15 protein-coding genes are annotated in these 20,972 nt (G+C 43.5%); 5 read left to right on the top strand and 10 right to left on the bottom strand.

The features are described 5' to 3' along the window. Positions 1 to 5: 5 nt before the first annotated feature. Together BLP33_RS03150 and BLP33_RS03145 are read left to right on the top strand one after the other, a co-directional pair. The gene (locus BLP33_RS03150; protein ID WP_090524791.1) at positions 6 to 2,333 is read left to right on the top strand and encodes a family 20 glycosylhydrolase; all 2,328 of its coding nucleotides are present in this window, start codon (positions 6 to 8) and stop codon (positions 2,331 to 2,333) included. A 3-nt stretch (positions 2,334 to 2,336) separates the two neighbouring features. After that, a complete protein-coding gene (locus BLP33_RS03145) occupies positions 2,337 to 3,374 on the top strand; it encodes an Atu2307/SP_0267 family LLM class monooxygenase (protein WP_090524790.1) in 1,038 nt (345 codons plus the stop codon). Here BLP33_RS03145 and BLP33_RS03140 read toward each other — a convergent pair. Together BLP33_RS03140 and BLP33_RS03135 are read right to left on the bottom strand one after the other, a co-directional pair. Next, positions 3,371 to 4,156 carry an alpha/beta fold hydrolase gene (locus BLP33_RS03140; RefSeq protein WP_254780049.1) on the bottom strand — a complete coding sequence of 262 codons (786 nt, stop codon included), beginning with the start codon at positions 4,154 to 4,156 and terminating at the stop codon, positions 3,371 to 3,373. The genes BLP33_RS03145 and BLP33_RS03140 overlap by 4 nt on opposite strands. A 99-nt stretch (positions 4,157 to 4,255) precedes the next feature. Beyond that, positions 4,256 to 6,031, bottom strand: coding sequence for a glycoside hydrolase family 9 protein (locus BLP33_RS03135; protein ID WP_090524787.1), 1,776 nt, complete (start codon positions 6,029 to 6,031; stop codon positions 4,256 to 4,258). A 334-nt stretch (positions 6,032 to 6,365) separates the two neighbouring features. Here BLP33_RS03135 and BLP33_RS03130 point away from each other — a divergent pair, with 334 nt between their 5' ends. Next, a complete protein-coding gene (locus tag BLP33_RS03130) occupies positions 6,366 to 6,707 on the top strand; it encodes a hypothetical protein (protein WP_090524785.1) in 342 nt (113 codons plus the stop codon). Between the two features lie 45 nt (positions 6,708 to 6,752). Here BLP33_RS03130 and BLP33_RS03125 read toward each other — a convergent pair whose 3' ends face one another. After that, the gene (locus BLP33_RS03125; protein WP_090524783.1) at positions 6,753 to 8,543 is read right to left on the bottom strand and encodes a beta-N-acetylhexosaminidase; all 1,791 of its coding nucleotides are present in this window, start codon (positions 8,541 to 8,543) and stop codon (positions 6,753 to 6,755) included. Between the two features lie 324 nt (positions 8,544 to 8,867). Here BLP33_RS03125 and BLP33_RS03120 point away from each other — a divergent pair, with 324 nt between their 5' ends. Beyond that, on the top strand, positions 8,868 to 10,415 hold the full coding sequence (locus BLP33_RS03120; protein ID WP_090524781.1) for a hypothetical protein: 1,548 nt from the start codon (positions 8,868 to 8,870) through the stop codon (positions 10,413 to 10,415). 93 nt (positions 10,416 to 10,508) lie between these two features. Here the strand turns inward: BLP33_RS03120 and BLP33_RS03115 are convergent, their stop codons facing one another. The 7 genes from BLP33_RS03115 to BLP33_RS27345 form a co-directional block, all read right to left on the bottom strand. Then, on the bottom strand, positions 10,509 to 11,921 hold the full coding sequence (locus BLP33_RS03115) for an efflux transporter outer membrane subunit (protein WP_090524779.1): 1,413 nt from the start codon (positions 11,919 to 11,921) through the stop codon (positions 10,509 to 10,511). 68 nt (positions 11,922 to 11,989) lie between these two features. Further along, complete coding sequence (locus tag BLP33_RS03110; RefSeq protein WP_090524777.1) at positions 11,990 to 15,190, bottom strand: efflux RND transporter permease subunit; 3,201 nt, start codon at positions 15,188 to 15,190, stop codon at positions 11,990 to 11,992. Positions 15,191 to 15,214: 24 nt separating this feature from the next. Beyond that, positions 15,215 to 16,360, bottom strand: coding sequence for an efflux RND transporter periplasmic adaptor subunit (locus tag BLP33_RS03105; RefSeq protein WP_090526180.1), 1,146 nt, complete (start codon positions 16,358 to 16,360; stop codon positions 15,215 to 15,217). Between the two features lie 417 nt (positions 16,361 to 16,777). Continuing rightward, positions 16,778 to 17,380: a TetR/AcrR family transcriptional regulator gene (locus BLP33_RS03100; protein WP_090524775.1), complete on the bottom strand. Its 603-nt coding sequence runs from the start codon at positions 17,378 to 17,380 to the stop codon at positions 16,778 to 16,780. A gap of 141 nt (positions 17,381 to 17,521) precedes the next feature. Continuing rightward, positions 17,522 to 18,037: a DinB family protein gene (locus tag BLP33_RS03095; protein ID WP_090524773.1), complete on the bottom strand. Its 516-nt coding sequence runs from the start codon at positions 18,035 to 18,037 to the stop codon at positions 17,522 to 17,524. A gap of 95 nt (positions 18,038 to 18,132) precedes the next feature. Beyond that, entirely contained in the window at positions 18,133 to 19,293 is a 1,161-nt protein-coding gene (locus tag BLP33_RS03090) for an MFS transporter (protein WP_090524771.1), read from the bottom strand. Between the two features lie 71 nt (positions 19,294 to 19,364). Further along, the gene (locus tag BLP33_RS27345; RefSeq protein WP_175489912.1) at positions 19,365 to 19,535 is read right to left on the bottom strand and encodes a hypothetical protein; all 171 of its coding nucleotides are present in this window, start codon (positions 19,533 to 19,535) and stop codon (positions 19,365 to 19,367) included. Between the two features lie 240 nt (positions 19,536 to 19,775). Here BLP33_RS27345 and BLP33_RS03085 point away from each other — a divergent pair, with 240 nt between their 5' ends. After that, positions 19,776 to 20,942 carry a putative sensor domain DACNV-containing protein gene (locus tag BLP33_RS03085; RefSeq protein ID WP_090524769.1) on the top strand — a complete coding sequence of 389 codons (1,167 nt, stop codon included), beginning with the start codon at positions 19,776 to 19,778 and terminating at the stop codon, positions 20,940 to 20,942. Positions 20,943 to 20,972: the final 30 nt, after the last annotated feature.

Genomic DNA, 20,972 nt, shown 5'->3' with positions numbered 1-20,972 from the left:
CCTGTATGAATTTTAAAGCACACTATTTAACAAAACTCACCACGCTCGCAAGCTTTTTTATCTTTTTAGGGCAAACAAACAAAGCATCGGCCCAGATCACCCCCGATGATCCGCATCTGGGCATTATCCCTGCCCCTGCTTCCATTACCAAAAATAGCGGCACGTTTACATTTAGCCAGCTTACAGCAATCAAGGCCGATAATCCGAAAGATAAAGCTGTTTTATGGTTGAAAAGCTATCTGCAAGATATCCGGCACCGGAATATTAAAGTAGTTAAATACAATTCAAAGCTTAAAGCCGCAAAAAGCAGGGGGTTAATCTTAACTGCAAAGGGAGCCGATAAATTGCCCGTGGAAGGTTATAAACTAACTATCACACCACGTAATATCATCATAGTTGGTAAGGATGCAGGCCTGTTTTACGGCATCCAAACCTTATTGCAACTTTTCCCGGTTGAAAACGCAGCCGTTTACAAATTGCCTTGCGCGGTAATTGAAGATTCGCCCCGCTTTGGATACCGGGGAATGATGTTGGACGTATCGCGTCATTTCTTCACCATTCCGCAGGTAAAAAAAGTGATCGAACTTATCGCCTCTTACAAACTCAACACCTTCCACTGGCATTTGGTTGATGGCCAGGGATGGCGTATCGAAATCAAAAAATATCCTAAACTTACGCAGGTGGGTGCATTCCGTCAGCAAACCATGTTTGGCAGCAACCGCGACTGGCCCGATTCGGTTAGCTACGGCGGCTATTATACCCAGGATCAAATTAAAGATGTAGTAAAATTCGCGGCCGACAGGTATATCAACGTTATCCCCGAAATTGAAATGCCTGCCCATTCCGAAGCTGCCTTACGTGCTTACCCTGAGTTTAAATGTGATACAGTTGTTGGACAAAAAGCCCCGCGCGATATCAATAATTTGTACTGCCCTACCGAACAAACGTTTACCTTTTTACAGGATGTACTTACCGAAGTAATGGCACTCTTCCCAAGTAAATACATCCACATAGGCGGTGATGAGGCAGGTAAAGAACCATGGAAACAATCGGCATTTTGCCAGGCTTTGATGAATGAAAAAGGACTAAAAGATGAAAAGGAATTGCAAAGTTATTTTATCCAAAGGATAGAGAAATTCATTAACTCAAAAGGCCGCAGTATTATAGGTTGGGATGAGATATTAGAAGGCGGTCTTGCCCCTAACGCCACCGTGATGAGCTGGCAGGGTGAAGAAGGAGGCATTAACGCTGCCCGTCAAAAACATAACGTGATCATGACACCGCAAACCACCGGTAACTACTTTGATCATTATCAAAGCAGTTCGCCGCAGGAGCCTGTATCATTTGGCCGTTATGCTACTTTAGAGGAAACTTATAATTATGATCCTGTTTCAAAGCAGCTTACTCCCGACGAACGGAAATATGTTATAGGCACCCAGGGCAACCTTTGGACGGAGTATGTGCCTACAGTAGCCAAGCTTCAATACCAGATCATGCCGAGGGTATTCGCCCTTTCAGAAGTAGCCTGGAGTAAGCCGGAGAACAAGGACTATACCAATTTTTCCGAAGTAAGGCTGGCCAAACATTTTGCAAGGCTTGATGCCATGAACTACAATTACCGTGTGCCAACCGCGTTAACTACTATTGATACCATGGTTATAGGCCCTCATTTTGTTTACACGCTAAAATCGGTGGTGCCCGGCGCCAGGATCTATTATACCTTGAACGGACGCGATCCCCTGGATACTGATCTGCAGTACGACGGGCCGATCACTTTCTCCATTCCGCAAAACGAAAAACGGGAATTGCGGACAAGGGTAATTACGCCATCCGGTCGCAGGAGTATTGCTACCCGCACTTTAATGTACAATAAAGCGCCACTACCTCCGGTAACCTACACGACTAATAAACAGGGGCTCAAATACAGGTGGACAAAAAATACATTCACCTCACCCGATCAGCTTAGTTATACAGCACCTCAAGATTCGGCTGTCAGCAATAAACTGGATGCTGAAGCTTTGAAAAAAGACAACCCGAATTTTGGTGTAGTTTATGACGGTTACGTGAATATATTGGCCGATGGTACTTATAACTTTACCCTTGCAAATTATGCCGCCAGTCAACTGTTTATTGATGGCGTACAGCTAACAGAAGCTGAATACGCGTTGCCGCTGGCAAAAGGTTTTCATCAAATAAAGGTAAAGTATATATACAACGCGCCGCCACCGCCAACCGGCAGGTACAGGCCCCGCGTAGCGCCGCTTAAAGTATATGTTACTGCTCCGGGAAGTTTTGAAAAGAAAGAGTTGAATGCAGCTGATCTTTATTATTGATACATGGAATTAGGTATTAGCACCTTTGGTGAGATCCACCCCGATGGGACGAGCGGCAACGCCGTAAATGCCCATAAGCGGGTTCAGGAGTTATTGGAAGAAGTAAAGCTGGCCGATGAGGTTGGTTTAGATGTATATGCCTTCGGCGAGCACCATCGGCCCGATTTTGTGATCTCGGCACCTGAAATATTGATATCAGCAGCAGCAGCTATTACCAAAAACATCCGGTTGTCAAGCTCGGTTACCGTATTAAGTTCGGTCGACCCTGTGCGTACATTTCAAAACTTCGCCACTGCCGATCTGGTATCTGGCGGTCGCGTGGAGATGATAGCCGGTCGGGGCTCCTTTATTGAATCTTTCCCGCTTTTTGGTTTCGACCTGGATGATTACGATGCATTATTTACCGAGAAGCTCGAAATGTTTTTGCAGGTCAACAAGCAGGAAATTGTTTCGTGGCAGGGTAATTTCAGGGCACCAATCCGGAAACAGGGCGTATATCCTCGTCCGCTGCAACAGGAAATTCCGGTTTGGATTGGCGTTGGCGGAACCCCTGCCTCAGCAAAACGGGCAGGAACGCTTAACCTCCCTATGATCATCGCTATTTTGGGCAGCGCGCCAAAACATTTTGTACCCTTTGTTGAGCTTTACCGCGAGTCGGCGGCCAAAGCCGGGCACGATGTAAGCAAGCTCCAATTGGCCATCAGTTCACAATTTTATATTGCCGAAAACTCACAACAAGCAGCCGACGAGTTTTATCCAAGCTATGAAGCCCTCATGACCCGTGTTGGCAAAGACAGGGGCTGGTCGCCCATGACAAGGGAACAATTTGAGTACCTGCGCGATTTTGGGCCATTGGTAGTAGGCGATCCGCAACAAGCCATCGACAAGATCATGCAACAATATGAGCTTTTTGGTAACACCCGTTTCGTAGCCCAGTTAGTTACGGGCTTTACCAAGCACAAGGATATTTTAAAAGCAATTGAACTTTACGGCACCAGGGTTGCACCTGTTGTACGTAAAGAAACTAAGGCAAAAGCTTAAGCTTTTGCCTTAGTTAAAAACTCTTCAATGATAGTTACCGCCGGGTAGTTCCCATCTTCACGAACCTCACTAATCTCACCTATATAATCGCCATGGCCTGCGGGCAAAATACAAAGTTGGGCATCGGGAAGCATGCGGTATAGCTCAAGCGTATGCTCAGGCCTGATCACGTCTTTATCCCCGGCAATAACTAATGCGGGCATGGTGATAGAACGGATAGCCTCATCACTCCAATCCTGAAAACCCTGCATCCTATGAAGGTCACGCTTATGCATTACTTCTAAAGCGGCCTGGTCATTGTTTATGGCGAGGAAAGCGTCCTGCAAAGGTTTGGGCATACTGTCAAGGGTCGCGTTCTTCATAAAATCCCAAAACCAGTCATCAAAACCACTGCGTTTATAAAACGAAGAAGCGATCACTATTTTATGAACCAGTTGCGGATGCCTGATGGCTATTTGCATGGCGGTATTACCTCCGTTGCTAAAACCCATAATATCGGCCTGTTTTATATCCAAATGCTTGAGCAAAGCGGCTACGTCATCAGCATCCTGCTCAAAAGAGGTAGGTACGCCCCTGTCCGGCGTACGCCCGTGTGCCTGCAAATCAACCCCTATTACCTGGTGATTTTTCGCAAAGCCCGACAATACCCTGCCAAAAGTAACGCCGATATCTGAACCGCCGCCATGGATTAATACCAGCGGGAAACCCTCGCCGTGAATTTCATAATACATTTTCAGTCCGTTAACTGTGGCATAGTTACCGGAAACATTTATTTGTGTCATATCCATAGGTTTTAATTTCAATACAAACTTATCAGTATGAAGATAAGGCGCCGAGTAGTAAATACGACAATTTGAGGTATAAAAAATGACAACTCCCAATTACTGCTGCACAGCCATAGCGGTAACGGCCTGCAAATACCAGGCGGCATGAGGTAACCATTGTTCTGTCCAACGCCATTCGTTGCTGTTGTCTTTTATTTTAAAATCGATACCGCTGCCGTCGGGATTTTCCTTTTTACCGGTGATTCCGTTAGAAATCCCACCCTTGCCCGATCCATGGCCGAAATTTGAACTCATATAAGGCACATTGTTTTTACCATACTGGTACATAAAGCACATTTGATAAGGGTTACAACCCAATATCCAGGCTATCTGGTGCGATGCATACTCTGCCAGTTTTCTTTTTATGCCCCAGCCTCCTTTTTCGGGATATACTAACCGCCCGCCTACTAATGCCGCCGCTGCCAGCGAGCCCAGGCGCGCATTTTCACCTTGCCACCACCAGCCGGTTTCATTTTCATGCGGGATAAAAAAGCCATCTTTTACAGCACCCCTAAACTTAAAAGATTGGCGGGCATAGCCAAACGGATTATCCACATTAGCGGTTACCTCCAGGTTATAATCCAGTGCTTTTTTTATGGTTGATAATGCATTGGACCGCTCATCAGCTTCTTGCTCCTTATCCAGGTACCTGCATAAAGCAATAACGGGTAAGCCGGCATCTGCTGCGTGCCAGAAAGGCCTGTCGCCGTCGTCAGCAATAAAATACCCCGCGGGGCTCATTCGCTTGTTCAAACTTAGCGCGCGTTTTCGGGCTTCATCACGATAAAGGGAACTATCGGTAGCAATCCACAATTCGGTAGCAGCCATCAGGGCACAATAGTCGTCAATGATATTTTCCTTGCCGTCGTCATCATATTGGGTATTGTTTGCCAGCAAGTGCGCGAAAGCCCATTTGGCAGCGGCAAGATATTCCGCCGACTTAAAGTCACCGTCTTTTTTCAGTTGCGAGATTCGCGCCAACGATGCAATAGCCATCCCACCTCCTTCTCGAAAAGCAGCCTGGTACTCATCTGTTGTAACGCTGTTTGCTTTTAACCCTACAACACGCCTGGCTTTAGGATCTTTATTAAAATAGCTGAATACGATCATGTAAAAATAATCGTCTTTTGACAGGGCGCGCATCATGTAGTCGGCCCCCCAAAGTGCTTCATTCATCATGCCATCATAAATCCCCAGTTTATTTAACAAACCCGGCGCGGTTTGCATTGTATTGATCATTGACCAGGTTACGAGGGGTATTTGCTGGGGCGACATAAAATTAGCATAAGCCAAATGCGAAAAGTATTTGCTTACATCGCCCGACGCATCACACCAGCCGCCATGCAGATCAACTGTTTTATCGCTGCCATAAAGCTGAACGGCTGCGTCGGCCTGCAGCTCCGTTGGTGTGTTAGCCCGCTGCTTATTATAATAACTCAATACCGATGGGATGGTAGTTACTGCCAACGCGTTTTCCTTGATCTGAAACCAATCGGATTGGGAATGAAAATCTTTAGTACCAATGTAAACCCTGTATTTTCCCTCCGCTTTGAATTCCGAAAAGTCAGCCTGGTAAAAATATCCGTCCTTGTCCCATTCCTCAACCTTTAACGGGCCATTTAATGGAGCAATATATACAGCATTACCATTTGAGTTTTGTAACGCGAAAAGTATACCCGGCACAAGTTTGGTGTCGCAACGCACAACAACAGTTTTTGCTCCCCGGGCATCATACCCTACCTGGTTCATGTAAAAAACAGGATCCGCTTTGCACAGACAGCAAAACAGCGAAAAAAAAGCTGACAGGATAATTCGGCGAACAAATGAATTCATGTAAATGCAGTTTAATGATCAATGCAATTTACAGTATTTATAAACCGACAGTTAGTAACCCTGGCCTAAAAAGCGGCAACCATACCCCTAATTTACCACTACAATTTATCCAAAAAACGCTTTATAATTTAATGGGGTATTAAAACAAACTATAACATGCTGCCTGTTTACCCGTTTTATTTAGGTAACTTTGAAACTTATAAAAATTGGCCGTTACATTAAGCTGATTTATTGAGAACTATTAATGACGGGAGGTGTAACAACCTCTTTAACCCGATAACCGAAGCCCTTGTATAAATACTTTACGAGGGCTTTCGCTTTTACAAACACTATTATGGACGAAAGAAATTATTTAAGCACGTGGCAAAAGTACATGCCTGTAATACGCCTGCACTTGAAAAGAAGTCTGCAAGACGAGCAGCAGTTTAAGTTAAATATAACTGATTTTGAAGCGGCCGGCAGCAAGGGGAAATCCGGTTATACCTTTAATATCAATATCGAAAACGGCAAGGTCACCAACAACATCAGCGGATCGGCAGTGGCGCGCGATTTGTACGAACTCCTTAAAGCCGATGAAGCTGTTAAAGCGATTTTAAAGGATAAAACTGTAAAGATAAGCGTTGGCAAATCGTTTGTCCTCAGTATTAAAACTACGCACTTATCTTCGTACAGATAATAATATCCGGAAGTAACTTCAAAAAGGAAATAACCTGTCAGGGGGCTATTTCCTTTTTTTATGAGATGATTTTTTGCTTTTACCTGAAGAAGAAGACTTTTTTGAAGATGATGACTTCTTAGAGGAAGAATGCTTTGATGAAGAAGAATGTTTTGACGAATGAGAGGTTCTTTTTGAAGACTTTCCATGTCTTCTCCTCGGGCGGTATCCTTCATCTTCTATATTCTGATCTGCCGGTCTCTCCATTTTCCTGATCTTCGGACCAAAATCAATAGCCTCATCATGAAAAAACTTATCAAAAGGATTAAAATAATAGATGTTAGCTGCATCGTAGATTTTGATACTTGCTTTTAAACGGTTATTGAAAGCTTCTTCGTCCTTAAGCTCAGGGGCTGTCCATCCAGCTTCGGCCAAACCGGCTATACGCGGAAACAGCATAAAATCAAGGCGCTTTTCAGAGCCGATCATTTCAGTCCAGACATTGGCCTGTACACCAATGATCTGTTTTGACTGCAGGTCTTCGTTATTCTGCATCTGCCTTTCAGGGAAACCATAAACGCTACCCACGGTATTATACACACCTTTCCACCTGCGGCCCGAGATATGATCAGCATCCTGCACAAAATCAAAATACATAGGCAGGCGCGGACAAAGCACTACCTGGTAACCTTTTTGTACTGCTAAATGCAGCTGGCCCGGTAAATTTTGCCTCCACCAAAAAATAATGGTTTTATCAGCCGGCAGGTTTGTTCCGGTTGCTTCATCCCAGGCCAGTACTTTATTACCTGCATTTATGGCGGTGTCGGCTACGCGCTTAAAGAAATAACGCTCCAGCTCGCCTACATCAGCAAAGTTATTCTTCTGCATAAACCCGGCTATTGAAGGGTTAAGCGACCAGGCCTTAACACCCAAAGCTACTTCATCACCTCCTAAATGGATCATTTTAGAAGGAAAAAGCGTGCTGGTTTCCTTAATGATATTACCAAGAAACTGGTAAGTGCTATCGATTGCAGGATTAAAGGTAAAATTAGGGTATCCTTCAACACTGCCGCCACTAAACTGCGGATAAGCTTTGTTGGCCGCTGTAGCATGGCCCGGCATATCAATTTCGGGGATCACAGTTATAAACCTTTCCGCGGCATAAGCAATGATCTCTTTGATCTGTGTTTGGGTATAATATTGAGGATCAGCAATTGAATCACTGTAATTACCGATTCCGCCAATCAGTGTTAGCTTAGGATATTTCTTTATCTCCAAACGCCAGCCCTGGGCATCGGTTAAATGCCAGTGAAATTTATTAAGCTTATAGTAAGCCATCCAGTCAAGGATCTGCTTAACTTTTTCCATCCCGAAAAAATGGCGGGATTCGTCAAGCATTAGTCCCCGCCATTGATAGCGCGGAGTATCGGCAATGGTTAACGACGCTAAGCTGATGGTTTCGCCCCTGGGCTGATCTTTGATCATTTGCAACAAGGAAATCATCCCATAAAACACCCCATCACGGTTTGACGAAGAAATGGTAATTTCATTGGCAACAATTTTTAAGGAATATGCCCCGGCGGTGGGATCGCCGTTGGTTAACAACAAATGAATAACACTGCCTGCATCTTTATTATCAACGGCAAGCATAAAACCAGCCGACAGGCTTACCTGTTTTTGGAAGTAACGAGCTATTGGCAACAACGAAGCATCATTTACACCAACGGTGCTGTGATTACTAAAAGTAAACTGCCCTGTACCATTAACAACAGACTTGGGCTGCGGGATTATATTGACATTTTGCGCCCGTACGTATCCGGAAAACAAAATAAATACAAGTACGATCTTAAATTTCATTTAAAAAACAACTCAAATAGTTTGGGGCTGCTATGATATGAATTTTCTTTGAAAAACCGGGTAATTTGTTTGTAACAAAGTGTTTAACCCCTGCAACCGGGCAGGTTGTTATCCGTAAGGTCATGAAATCACCTGTCAATGCACTCAGGGAGTTGTATAAATTGTTTCACAATTTTTGAGATACGATTGCGGAGTTAGCTATAACAACATGTAAAGCGTTACTAAAATTACCACAGCGCGAAGAACAATCGCAAAACGAGCGTTCCGGATAAATTGCAAATTACTAAATTATAGCAATTTACATCAGCACAAGTATTGCATCCTATGAACCAGGCTCGCATCAAAAGGGCGGGAAGGAATATTTCTGGCCTGTTATTCCGCAACAGATATTTCGTGATTGCTTCAGTAGTAGTTGTTGTTTTAGCAGCTTCAGTTTATTTACTTTTTTCATCTCCTAAATACAAAGTGAGCATAGAGTTGGCTGCTTCCGGCGATTGGGAATTACTAACGACAGCAATTAAGGAGCTGCGCTCTGAAACCACGATAGAAAAAGCGGTCAACGCGTTAGGGCTCCAGGTAAGTTATTATCGTAAGGGAACTTTTACAACAAAAGAGATTTACGGGGATTCATTACCCATTAAGCTTATACCTGGAAAGAGCAACTTCTATTCTGCTCCTGTTGAGATCACCATCAATTTAATTAATGGCAACGTTTACAGGATTGATCAGAATAATGTACTCACAGATGTACCTCTATACCACCCGGTTAAACACGGATCTTTACGCTATACCATAATAAAAGGGCCTGCCTTTAAACCCATACAACTACCGCTGATTGTAAAACTCACTTCCTCCGCCGATTTAACTGAACAATTTGGCAATAGTATGCGTGCGAAAATTTTGAGCGATAGCATTTTTGAATTGAGCATAAACGTGAATAATGCTCAAAAGGGGCATGATTTTTTGAATAAGCTTGTAGAAATTATCAATGCCCAATATGCCAAGCCCAGTTCAAACACTAAACCGGCAGTTGATACTGCATTGCTTCTTAAATTAAACGATAGTATAACCTACTATAAAGCAATGGCAGATAAATATCATGAACAGCAAGCCATACTGAATAACATCAAAAAACCAAGGCAAATGCCAAAGCCGAGAGCTATTCCGGTACTGGTGACGGTGAAGACTGTATTGACTGAAAAAGAAAGAGCCGGCTTAAATGCACTTACTGCCGTTAAAACATACGCCTTGAAACCTAATGACGCTTTTGTTATCATACCGGATAATCATCAGGTTAGCGATTACCGTATCGAAGCGCTCATACAGGATTTTAATAAAGCGCAACTCAATAAACAGCGGGTAATGCAGGATTCGGACAATGCTGATGCAAGCGTTTACGCTTTCAAACTCGAACTTAATTCAATAAAAGAAGCACTTGTTAACAGCATAACGGTAAAAGAACAAAAAATCAGAAATGCTCATCAAATTAAAGATGTCCGCCAACTTAAGTACATTGACCAACCAAAAGATGTTGAGCAACCTCAAGATAGTGTGCAACCAAAAGATGTGGATCAACCAAAAGATTCAAAATCAATAGCATCATTTTTATCGCTGCAATTGAATGATTCTATCGCCCAAATAAACACTATAATTGAAAGTAAGCAACAACAGTATAACAGGCTGTTACATGGATCAGGCAGGCAAGACCCCGGGCCAAGGCTCATTATAAATGAAACGTGGCACACGCGGGAATCAATGATCTCCAAATCATTATTAGTATATTTTTTTGCATTACTGACGGGTTTGCTGCTGCCCGTTTTATTGCTGATTATAAATGAATATATAACATCAGTCAAAAAAAGGCAGGCGTAATAAAATGCAGGGAAAGACAAACCCCTAACATGCAAAACGGCCGATCAGGATTTCTGATCAGCCGTTTTCCGTTTTCACGGGGGTAGATAAAGCTTATTTCCAGCCGCCGCCTAATGAGCGGTAAAGCTCAGCGTTGGCACTAAGTTGAGCCATTTTAATAGATGCTAATTCAAGCTCACCTTGCAATACATTACCTTGCGCAGTAATCACCTCAAGATAGGTAGCAAGACCGTTTTTAAACAACATGCTCGCATTGCTTGTAGCTTGTTGCAATGTTTTAACGCGGTTAGCTGCGATTGTTTGTTGCTCTTTAAGCTTTTGGAGCCTTACCAAAGCGTCAGATACCTCTCCTACTGCATTTAATACAGACTGACGGAATTGGATCACTGTTTTTTCGCGGTCAACTTTAGCAACTTCATATTGGGTACGCAGTTGTTTATGCTGTAACAACGGTTGCGCTATACCACCTGCTACTGTACCAAATAATGAAGCAGGGATGTTAAACCAGTTGCTTGATTTAAATGAGTTTAAACCACCCTGACTGGTTATAGTTAATGAAGGGTAAAGCTGGGCTTTAGCGATACCAACCCTCGCGTTAGCTATATTTAAAGCCAACTCCGAACTGCGTACATCGGGCCTGCGGCTCACCATTGCTGATGGTACACCTGCCGAAAGTGTTTCGGGGAAAGTAATATCATTAAGTTTAGCGCTACGTTCAATGGCGTCAGGTAACCTACCAGCCAATATGCTCAAGCCATTCTCCTGAACATTGATATCGCGTTCAAACTGAGGAACCAATTGCGCGGCAGCTTCTAACTGGGCCTGTGCCTGCTGAACACCTAATAGAGTAACCTGACCTGCGTCGTACTGCAATTTGATGATGCGCAATGTACTATCATTTAGTTTTACGTTTTTCTTAGCTATTTCCAGTTGCTCGTCGAGCATCAGCAAGTTATAGTAACCTTGTGATACACTTGATACGATGTTGGTTTGGATAGCCCTTTTAGCTTCGTTAGTTTGCAGGTACAGGGCCAAAGCTTCACGGTTTTGACTGCGGATTTTACCCCAGATATCAGCTTCCCATGAAAGTGAAAGGTTAGCATTATAATCTTCAACATGTTTAGTACCAATATTGTATTGTTTGATACTTAAACCGGTAACACTGTTATCAGACGGGCGGTTGGTGCTTGCAGTAACGTTTAAGCCAAGAGTAGGAACATAATTCCACTTAACTTGTTTAAACTGCAATTGTGCAGCCTCGATATTTTTTACGGCCACCTGCATATCGTAATTTTTAACGATAGCACTGTCAATCAGCTTTTGAAGAGCAGCATCGGTAAAAAAGTTTTTCCATTGCAAGTCGGCAATGCTGCTGGTATCGCCGGTGGTAACCGCGTTCCTGAAGGCTTCAGGTTGCGCGTCCTTTGGCGTAGCAACATCTTTTGAAACTTTACAGCCGGCAAGCACCACCAGTGCAAGAGCCAAACTGCCTATTATATTTTTCATTGTTATATCTTTTTTAAACTATCACGGATTTTAAAGGCCGTGATAGTTTTAGTTGATGTTTTGATTGATTAAGCTGAATATTCGTTTTCAAGAACTACAGCATCCTTACCATGGTCGCCGGCAGCGGCAAGCGGCTTAGGTTTGCCACTAATGCGTTCCTGCAAGCCCTGGAATATCACGTATAGTACAGGTATGATAAATAAACCTAACAATACGCCTGAAACCATCCCGCCTGCTGCACCAATACTGATAGAGTGGTTACCCTGTGCAGATGGGCCGGTAGCGATACTCATCGGGAATAAACCGAATACGAAGGCCATGGAGGTCATGATGATTGGACGGATACGGAGCTGAGCAGCTTCGATAGCCGACTGAACCAGTCCATGCCCTGCCCTTCGCCGCTGTACCGCGAACTCTACGATCAGGATCGCGTTCTTCGCTAACAAACCGATAAGCATGATTAGCGCAACCTGCACATAGATGTTGTTTTCGATACCGGTTAAGCCTAACACAATGAATACCCCGAATAAACCTGTAGGTATTGAAAGTATTACCGCCAATGGCAGGATATAACTTTCATACTGTGCAGACAGCAGGAAGTATACAAACACCAAACATAACAGGAAGATCACAGTCGACTGACCACTTGAAGCAATCTCCTCGCGGGTTTGGCCGGTAAACTCATATGCAAAACCTTGCGGCAATTGCTCCTTAGCTGTTTCCTCAATCGCTTTGATGGCATCACCAGAGCTGTAGCCCGGTTTAGGGATAGCATTTATTTCGATAGAGTTGAACAAGTTATAACGTGAAGCAGTTTCTGAACCATACACACGGGTTAATTTAACCAGGGTATTGATCGGCACATTTTCGCCCGATTTATTTTTAACAAATACGCGGTCAATTGCCGATGGATCTGTCCTATCTGCAATATCAGCCTGAACAACCACGCGGTAGTATTTACCAAAGCGGTTAAAGTCTGATGCCTGTGCGGTACCAAAGTAAGCCTGCATGGTTGACAGGATGTCTTTAACACTTACACCCAACTGGTTGGCTTTTTCGTCATCAACCTCTAATTGTAACTGGGGATAATCAGCTTTGTATGAAGTAAAGGCGAAAGCAACAGCCGGCTTTTGCATCAGCTTCATGATAAAGTTATTGGCAACGCCGCTAAATTTATCCAGCCTGCCGTTGGTTTTATCCTGCAGCATTACGTCAAGCGCTTCCACGTTGCTGAAACCAGGAACGGTTGGGAAACTGAACACGAAGAACGTACCACCTGGTATGCCTGCTAATTTGCCCCTAACAATATTCTGGATAGCATCAATATTTTTAACCTCGCCCCTTTCGTCAGTAGGTTTTAACAACAGGAAGATAACACCTGCTGATGGGCTGCTTGACTGTGTTAAGAAGTTAAAACCAGAAAGCGCGGTAACAAATCGTGCTGACGGCAATGTTTTCAACTGATCTTCAGCCAGTTTAAAGGTTTTGTTAGTTCCTGCTAATGAAGTACCTGATGGTGTATTTACTGCTATCGCCACAAAGCCCTGGTCCTCGGTAGGAATAAAGCCTGTTTTGGTTTTGTTTACCATGTAAACTGTAGCAACAACTACTAAGGCAAGGCCGGCCATACTGATCCATTTATTACGGATCAGAACTTTCAAGCCGCCAACATACCTGTTGGTCATATAATTGAAGCCGCCATTAAAGCCCGCGTAAAATTTCTCTACAAAGCTTTTCTTAGGTGCGTCATGACCGTTTCCGCTATGTTTATTCTTTAAGAATAGCGCAGCCAAAGCCGGACTTAAAGTTAACGCGTTAACAGCCGATATAATGATAGATATAGCCATAGTTAAGGCAAACTGGCGATAGAAGATACCAGTTGAGCCTGTCATGAAACTCACCGGTAAAAATACCGCAGCCATAACCAGGGTAATGGATATAATTGCACCTGTAATTTCGTGCATGGCCTCAGTAGTTGCCGCTTTAGGTGTAAGACTTGGGTCATGCTCCATTTTGGCATGCACCGCCTCCACCACCACAATGGCATCATCCACCACAATACCGATGGCCAATACTAATGCGAACAGCGTTAACAAGTTAACTGAGAAACCGAAAAGGTTCATAAAGAAGAACGTACCGATAATAGCAACCGGAACCGCTATCGCCGGGATCAACGTTGACCTGAAATCCTGTAGAAAGACGAATACCACGATAAACACAAGGATGAAGGCTTCAACCAAGGTATGCTCAACCTGGTTGATAGACTCATCAAGGTCGGTTTTAGTACGGTAGAACTGATTGTATTTGATACCAACAGGGAAATCTTTTGATAGTTTCACCATCAGGTTATCAATCGCTATCTGAATTTCGTTGGCGTTTGAACCTGACAATTGGATAATACCGATGATAATACCATCGTGGCCGTTCAGGTTACTAACACTATTGTATGAATAAGCACCCAGTTCAACACGTGCTACATCTTTTAAACGCAATACAGAACCATCTGCATTAGCACGGATGGCGATGTTCTGGTACTCCTCTGGTTTGGTAAGTTTACCTTTATATTTAATTACATACTCAAATGCTTCGTTGCTGCGCTCGCCAAATTTACCTGGCGCTGCTTCAAGGTTTTTGTCCTGTATAGCTGCGGTTACTTCGGCCGGTGTAACATTGTAAGTTGCCATCTGGGTAGGATTTAACCAAACACGCATTGAATAATCCTTAATACCACCAAAAATACTGGCAGAACCTACACCCGGGATACGTTTAATTTCCGGAACGATATTGATCTGCGCATAGTTGGCTACAAAGGTCTGATCGTATTTTTTGGGGTCTTCAGAGTAGATGGCCATAGCACCGATAAAGCTGTTTTGCTGTTTGGTAGTTGTAATACCATATTGCAAAACCTCGGCTGGCAACTGGCTTGAAGCCTGTGAAACGCGGTTTTGAACGTTTACCGCTGCCTGATCGGGGTTAGTACCCTGTTTAAAGTAAACGGTGATACCCAATGTACCGTCATTACTGGCGGTAGAGGTCATATAGGTCATATTTTCCACACCATTGATCGCTTCTTCTAAGGAAGGCGTAACGGAACGTAAAATAGTTTCGGCATTGGCACCCGGATACACGGCTGATACTAATACCGACGGAGGGGCAATATTAGGAAACCGCTCTAAGGGCAGTTTTGTTAAACCAAGCACACCCACTATCACCAACAATATGGAGATAACAGTTGAGAGTACCGGTCTTTCTATAAATTTCTGAAACATGACTTTAAAGTTTAAGTGTATGTATTATTTCTTAACTACAGCGGCTACTTTATCTGCAGCTTTTTGAGGCTGGATAACCATGCCTTCCTGTAATTTATCAATGCCCTCTAACACAATCTGGTCGCCGGCTTTAATGGCTTCTTTATCTTTAACCAGGTAGTGATCGCCTGATTTACCAATTATGTCGATAGGTTGTTTTTTCACTTTGCTGCTATCGCCAACTACAAATACAAATACTTTATCCTGCATTTCGATAGTTGAAGCTTCCGGAACGATCAAAGCATCTTTATGGCTCAGGCTTAAACGGATCTTGCCGGTATTACCAGAGCGTAAAAGACCGTCAGGGTTTGAGAAATTTGCCCTTAAAGTGATAGCGCCGGTGTTTTTATCAAACTGACCGTCTACAATATCAATTTTACCTTGTTTAGCATATTCTGTATTATCAGCTAACAATAATGATACTGATGGTACATTTTTCAATTTATCTTTCAGGTTAGCGCCGGGATATTGTTCTTTAAAGGCAACAAAATCTTTTTCGCCCAATGAAAAGTAAACGTGTACATCATGAACATCTGATAATTGAGTTAGTGGAGCAACATCCGCAGGAGCAACAAGGCTACCTTGTTTCTTAGCAAGCAGACCGATATAACCGCTTACAGGAGCTTTTATTAAGGTGTAACCCAAATTGATCTGCGCGGTAGCTACGTTAGCTTTAGCCGATTCGATGTTGGCTTTCGCTACATCAGCTGCTGCTTTAGCCGTTTTTAGCTGGTAGTCAGAAACTACTTTATTAGCTACAAGCGAAGTTAATTTTTCAACTTCCAGTTGCGCATTTACATGTGCTGCTTCGGCGGCGTGTAAGCTTGCCAATGCGTTATTTAAAGCCGCACGGTATGGTTGTTCGTTAATTTTAAATATTGGCTGACCGGCAGATACGAAAGCGCCTTCGTCAACAAATACTTTATCTAAAGTACCGCTTACCTGTGGCCTGATCTCTACGTTAACGGCACCTTCAATTGAAGCAGGATATTCCTGGTAAGTAGTTTCGGTACCTGATACTATAGAAGCAACCGGTAAGGCTGGCGGTGGAGGTGCTGTTGGAGCCTGCGGTGCAGATGAACATCCGTATAATGTTAAAGCTGCAACTGCTGCTAAAAGGAGTGTTTTCATGAGTGATGATTTTAAGAGTGGTGAATGAATAGGATTAGAAAAAGCCGTTGGGCTTGTGATATATGATGATTTGATTGTTTTCATTGTTTTACTGTTGCCGATCATTTTCAATTGAGATGCCAGTTATATAATTAAACTGATTATCAATTACTTATATTTATAATATTTAATTTCCAATGCCTTATATCGTTATTTTCACGATTTTTCATGACGATATACCGAAACGATGTACGCTAATTACAGCAATTGCATAAATTAGATGTTACAACACCGTTAAATCGTTTAACACTGTTAAATAGATTGCGAGGGTTGTGAGTGAGCTTTTTCATTGTATTAAGAGTTTGTTTTAAAAGTGCTTAACAATTGCCTAACACTGTAAGGTAATTTAACAGTGTAGTTTTCAAGCCGCAGAAAGAATTAATCTTTCATCGACCTGATGATACCGCCTATGGTATCTTTTAAAACCTGGCGGTTAACTTCGTCAGAGAATCCCCTGCTCAGTAAGTTGATGGATACCAACCCGTGCACAACCGACCAAAAGGTATAGTATTTGGTGCAGATCATTTCGTCATTGATATCCTTTATATCCATCAGTTGCATAATAGCCTCGCTAACCATAGTGGTAGGGAGCTGGGCTTCAGGCATTGATTTTACCATCTCGCAGCAACAGTTCATCTGTACGCCAAACATAACCTGGTAAAGTTCCTTATTGTCAAAAGCAAAGTTCCAGTAAGCAAGCCACATGGCCTCCAATTGCTTTTCGGGCAGGCGGTGCTTTTCTTTGGCTTCCTCCATGTCCTTTGCTAATATCAAATAGCCTTTGCGGGTAAGTTCCATTAATATAGCATCCTTATTTGCAAAGTATTCATATATAATGGGCGCGGTGTACTCAATTACATCGGCAATCTTACGCATGCTTAAGGCCTGCCAGCCTTCGTGCTTAACTATGTGGAGCGCGGCATCCAGGATATTAACCCGGGTTTCCTCTTTTAAGCGCTGAATTCGTTCTTTACTTGCCATTTTGATTACACTATTAAATCATTTAACAGTGTTAAGCAAAAGTATAACGGTTTTCAGGATTATTTACCATCCCTTTGTAAAAAACGTTTCATCCAATTGTCACGGATTAAACCTTTTGAGTCAAATCCGGTCGGTTAACGCTTATTTTTTTAGCAGGTAAACCAATTGCCCAATATGGTAACCCTGGTGTATAGTACGATTAATCAGGATATTTAATCTGTTACGGTGCGGCTCTTTTGCAAAATCATCTGCCGCGATGGCGCTATGCGGCTTAAACCAGTCTTCGGGCTGCATGGCATTCATTCTTTCGGTTAAAACGTCATTTACTTTAGCCCAATATTGTTTAAGCTCAGCCAGTGACGGTTTCTCCAACCCAGAATTTTCCGGACTTTTAACAAAAATTTGATCCAGCTGGGGATAGAGCCTTTCGCCCAAACCTAAAAAAGTAAACATTCCGTCGCTAACAGCAGTAAGATGACCCAGCAGGTAAATACCGCTGTTTCGGCCGGGAGCAGTTTCGGCAGCAAGAGCTTCGTCAGTTAACTTATCGAGTAAACCGTTTAGGCGACTGTTTTGCAGTTCCCAGTTGCAGACTACCATTTTGATAAATAATTCTGTTGACGGCTGTATGCTGGTTTCGGTAATGTTTGTGCTCATTTGTTGCAGATGTTATATCAAACCAGTGGATTTGATGACACAATTATAAGCTAAAACGGGGCTGGCGTAAATACTAAGCAGCTTATATGACAAAACTATGATACCACAGGCTCATCTTCAATTTTACGCACCAGCCATATCATCATGGCAGCAAAGGCGGCAACAACAAAAAAAGCTATTTGCAGGTTTGCTGCCTGAGCAATAAAACCAACTATTGGTGGTACTATAACAAAACCCAGGTAACCAACTGTTGATATGGCGGCCAGTGCCTGGCTGCTGTTCATTGTTTTTGATTTACCGGCCATGCTAAAAATCAGCGGCACTATACATGACACCCCCATGCCTATCATGGCGTAGCCCAAATAAACGGTTAAAGTATATGGTAAAAACACAGATACCAGCAAACCGGCCAAAACCAGCGAGCTGCTATAAGTTAACACCTTTTTTATACCAATGGCCGATACTACCCTATCGCCCGCGAAGCGGCCAATGGTCATGGTAACCATGTAAACTACAAAGCCGGCCTCAGCGAATGATTTGGTGGCATGGACTACCTTTTCAAAATAAACACCGCTCCAATCGTACAGCGTGTTTTCGCAGGCCATAGAGGCGAAACATATTAAAGAAAATTTAAGCAAGTGTTTATCGGGCATGGAAAACACCGATTTATTGGGTGTTTCGGCAGGCTGATAGTCATATGTTGAGGGATAAAATATTACCGAGAGGATCAGCATCGCAACTCCCACACCTAATAAATGATATGAAGGAGCCACGTTAAATAATACCATTAAATAGCCGACAGCAGCGCCGCCAAAACCGGCCAGGCTCCAGATGCCATGGAATGTTACCATGATCGATTTATCATACAAAGCCTGGATCCCCACGGCCTGCGAGTTCATAGATAAACCTAATATATTACGGGTTGAGCCAACAAAAAATAAAACTACTATCAGTTGCCACATATAAGCTGCAAAACCGGGGAGGCAAAGCACCAGGCTAAAGGCCAGTGCACCTATCAGCATCATTATACGGCTGCTGAAATGCTTGATCATTTTAGCCGTTAAAGGCATGGTAAGCATCAGGCCAACAGGCATGGCAAACAGCACAACCCCTAACTGGGCTTCATTTAAATTAAGCTGATGTTTTATGGATGGAATACGCGAGGCCCATGAAGAATACCCGAAGCCCGAAACAAAGAAGAAGACACTGTTGGCAATCCGCATTTTTGATTTGCCCGCAGCCGTTAGCTGATCCATACTTAATAATTAAGCGCAAATTTAGCTATAATTTATAAGTGCGGCTGCCGTTATCTGCAATTAAATGCAGCTTACATACATGGCTGAAGCTCGCCGCAGGGCTGATTGTTTCGCACTGCTTTATGAAAAACTTTATTGAAACCTTGTTGTACGTAAGTTAACCCGAGGTTTAAAAGGGCTGATACCTGCAGTGGTGTGGTATCCGGCAGGGTGAGTGATATGAGGTGTGATATGAGTTTCATGATTACATTATCGTTTCCGGCTGCAAAACTGCTACAATAGTTTCAAAAAAAATTTACCCGGATCAACAACTGACTTTAGGAAGATAATTGATAATGAGTATGATAAACCGTTGACAAACGGCCTACCTAATCCTCTCTTTGGGAGAGAGTTTGGGATGAGCCCTGCTCATCCAATTGCAATATTGATGCGTTAGTTTGTTAGCATGTTTTTTTAGCTTTACTTTTGAGATAAGTATTTAAATGAAAGACACCACCAAAACTTTGAGTTCAGGACCTACATATAAAGCAGCCGGTAAAGTAGCAACCATTATCGAAAGGCATTTCAGGCATTTTCACGCCAAAGCCCTCGCCGATAACGATGAGATAGACCTTGCTCCTACCCCCAGCTGCACCACTATTGAATCACTTATCGATATCTCGTTTTGGGCAAGCTTGCGCCGGGAAGAGGGATTTTCGCCAAAATTCACGCTTGCTTTTTTGCCGCCCGAAGCTGCCGGTCAGCCGTTGTTGTTTGGCGGTAAAATTAAACTCGCGCCTAATATCCTCACCAAATTTGCTTCGGCGGTACAACAGCCGGGCATCCATTTGGGCATCTGGATAGAAGATGATGAACTCTACATCTGGGGGACCACCCTGGCTATCCCGGCTTATTGTTTTGTGCTGGAAGTAATTGAACCCGGATTATTAGTGATCAAACATCGCCGTATAGAGGGCTTTGGCAAATTTGTAAACATAGCCATATTAAAAGGCGACGATATTAAAGTAGTTGACGAGCATGGCTCCAGCATTTCTGATTGCCCTAATGTACTTTCGGCCATGCTTGATTTTACTTTACCATCCCTATGGAACGATCCGGTAAACGTATTAGTTCAGCTGGCTACCTCCATGCAAGCCCACAAACGTGGCGGCATATTATTAGTTGTGCCCTCCGGAAACGAAGAATGGCGCGAATCTATCATTACCCCGATCTCCTACCCTGTCGATCCTCCGTTTTCGGGCCTTACCGATTTGATGATTCACGAAGGCATCGACCGTTACCACACCTCATGGCAGGAAAAAATGCGCCGCGCGGTTGATACCATAGGCGGATTAACCTCGATAGACGGCGCTACGCTAATAAATGATAAACACGAGCTGCTGGCTTTCGGCGCCAAAATAGGTCGTGCAGCAAAAAGCTCACCTGTCGAAGAGATCGTAGTGACCGAGCCTATCGTCGGTTGCTCAACCAGGGTGATCCACCCGGCGCAAAACGGCGGTACAAGGCATTTAGCGGCAGCACAGTTTGTCTTCGACCAAAAAGATGCCTTAGCACTGGTAGCTTCTCAGGACGGCCGGTTTACGGTATTTGCATGGTCGCCGGTTGTAGGCATGGTGCATGCGCATCAGATTGATATTTTGTTGTTGTGAGTTAGAGGTTAGTGGCTGGAGATTAGAGGT

The organism is Mucilaginibacter sp. NFR10 (assembly GCF_900100445.1).
Lineage (GTDB): Bacteria > Bacteroidota > Bacteroidia > Sphingobacteriales > Sphingobacteriaceae > Mucilaginibacter > Mucilaginibacter rubeus.
Note: the sequence above shows the minus strand (reverse complement) of the source record. Positions and strands in the feature narration are given on the sequence as shown.

Coding starts and splice junctions, on each gene's coding strand:
- BLP33_RS03120 (WP_090524781.1), top strand. CDS start 8,868: ATGAACCAGGCTCGCATCAAAAGGGCGGGAAGGAATATTTCTGGCCTG.
- BLP33_RS03105 (WP_090526180.1), bottom strand. CDS start 16,360: ATGAAAACACTCCTTTTAGCAGCAGTTGCAGCTTTAACATTATACGGA.
- BLP33_RS03115 (WP_090524779.1), bottom strand. CDS start 11,921: ATGAAAAATATAATAGGCAGTTTGGCTCTTGCACTGGTGGTGCTTGCC.
- BLP33_RS03140 (WP_254780049.1), bottom strand. CDS start 4,156: ATGACACAAATAAATGTTTCCGGTAACTATGCCACAGTTAACGGACTG.
- BLP33_RS27345 (WP_175489912.1), bottom strand. CDS start 19,535: ATGAAACTCATATCACACCTCATATCACTCACCCTGCCGGATACCACA.
- BLP33_RS03110 (WP_090524777.1), bottom strand. CDS start 15,190: ATGTTTCAGAAATTTATAGAAAGACCGGTACTCTCAACTGTTATCTCC.
- BLP33_RS03090 (WP_090524771.1), bottom strand. CDS start 19,293: ATGGATCAGCTAACGGCTGCGGGCAAATCAAAAATGCGGATTGCCAAC.
- BLP33_RS03150 (WP_090524791.1), top strand. CDS start 6: ATGAATTTTAAAGCACACTATTTAACAAAACTCACCACGCTCGCAAGC.
- BLP33_RS03135 (WP_090524787.1), bottom strand. CDS start 6,031: ATGAATTCATTTGTTCGCCGAATTATCCTGTCAGCTTTTTTTTCGCTG.
- BLP33_RS03100 (WP_090524775.1), bottom strand. CDS start 17,380: ATGGCAAGTAAAGAACGAATTCAGCGCTTAAAAGAGGAAACCCGGGTT.
- BLP33_RS03125 (WP_090524783.1), bottom strand. CDS start 8,543: ATGAAATTTAAGATCGTACTTGTATTTATTTTGTTTTCCGGATACGTA.
- BLP33_RS03145 (WP_090524790.1), top strand. CDS start 2,337: ATGGAATTAGGTATTAGCACCTTTGGTGAGATCCACCCCGATGGGACG.
- BLP33_RS03085 (WP_090524769.1), top strand. CDS start 19,776: ATGAAAGACACCACCAAAACTTTGAGTTCAGGACCTACATATAAAGCA.
- BLP33_RS03130 (WP_090524785.1), top strand. CDS start 6,366: ATGGACGAAAGAAATTATTTAAGCACGTGGCAAAAGTACATGCCTGTA.
- BLP33_RS03095 (WP_090524773.1), bottom strand. CDS start 18,037: ATGAGCACAAACATTACCGAAACCAGCATACAGCCGTCAACAGAATTA.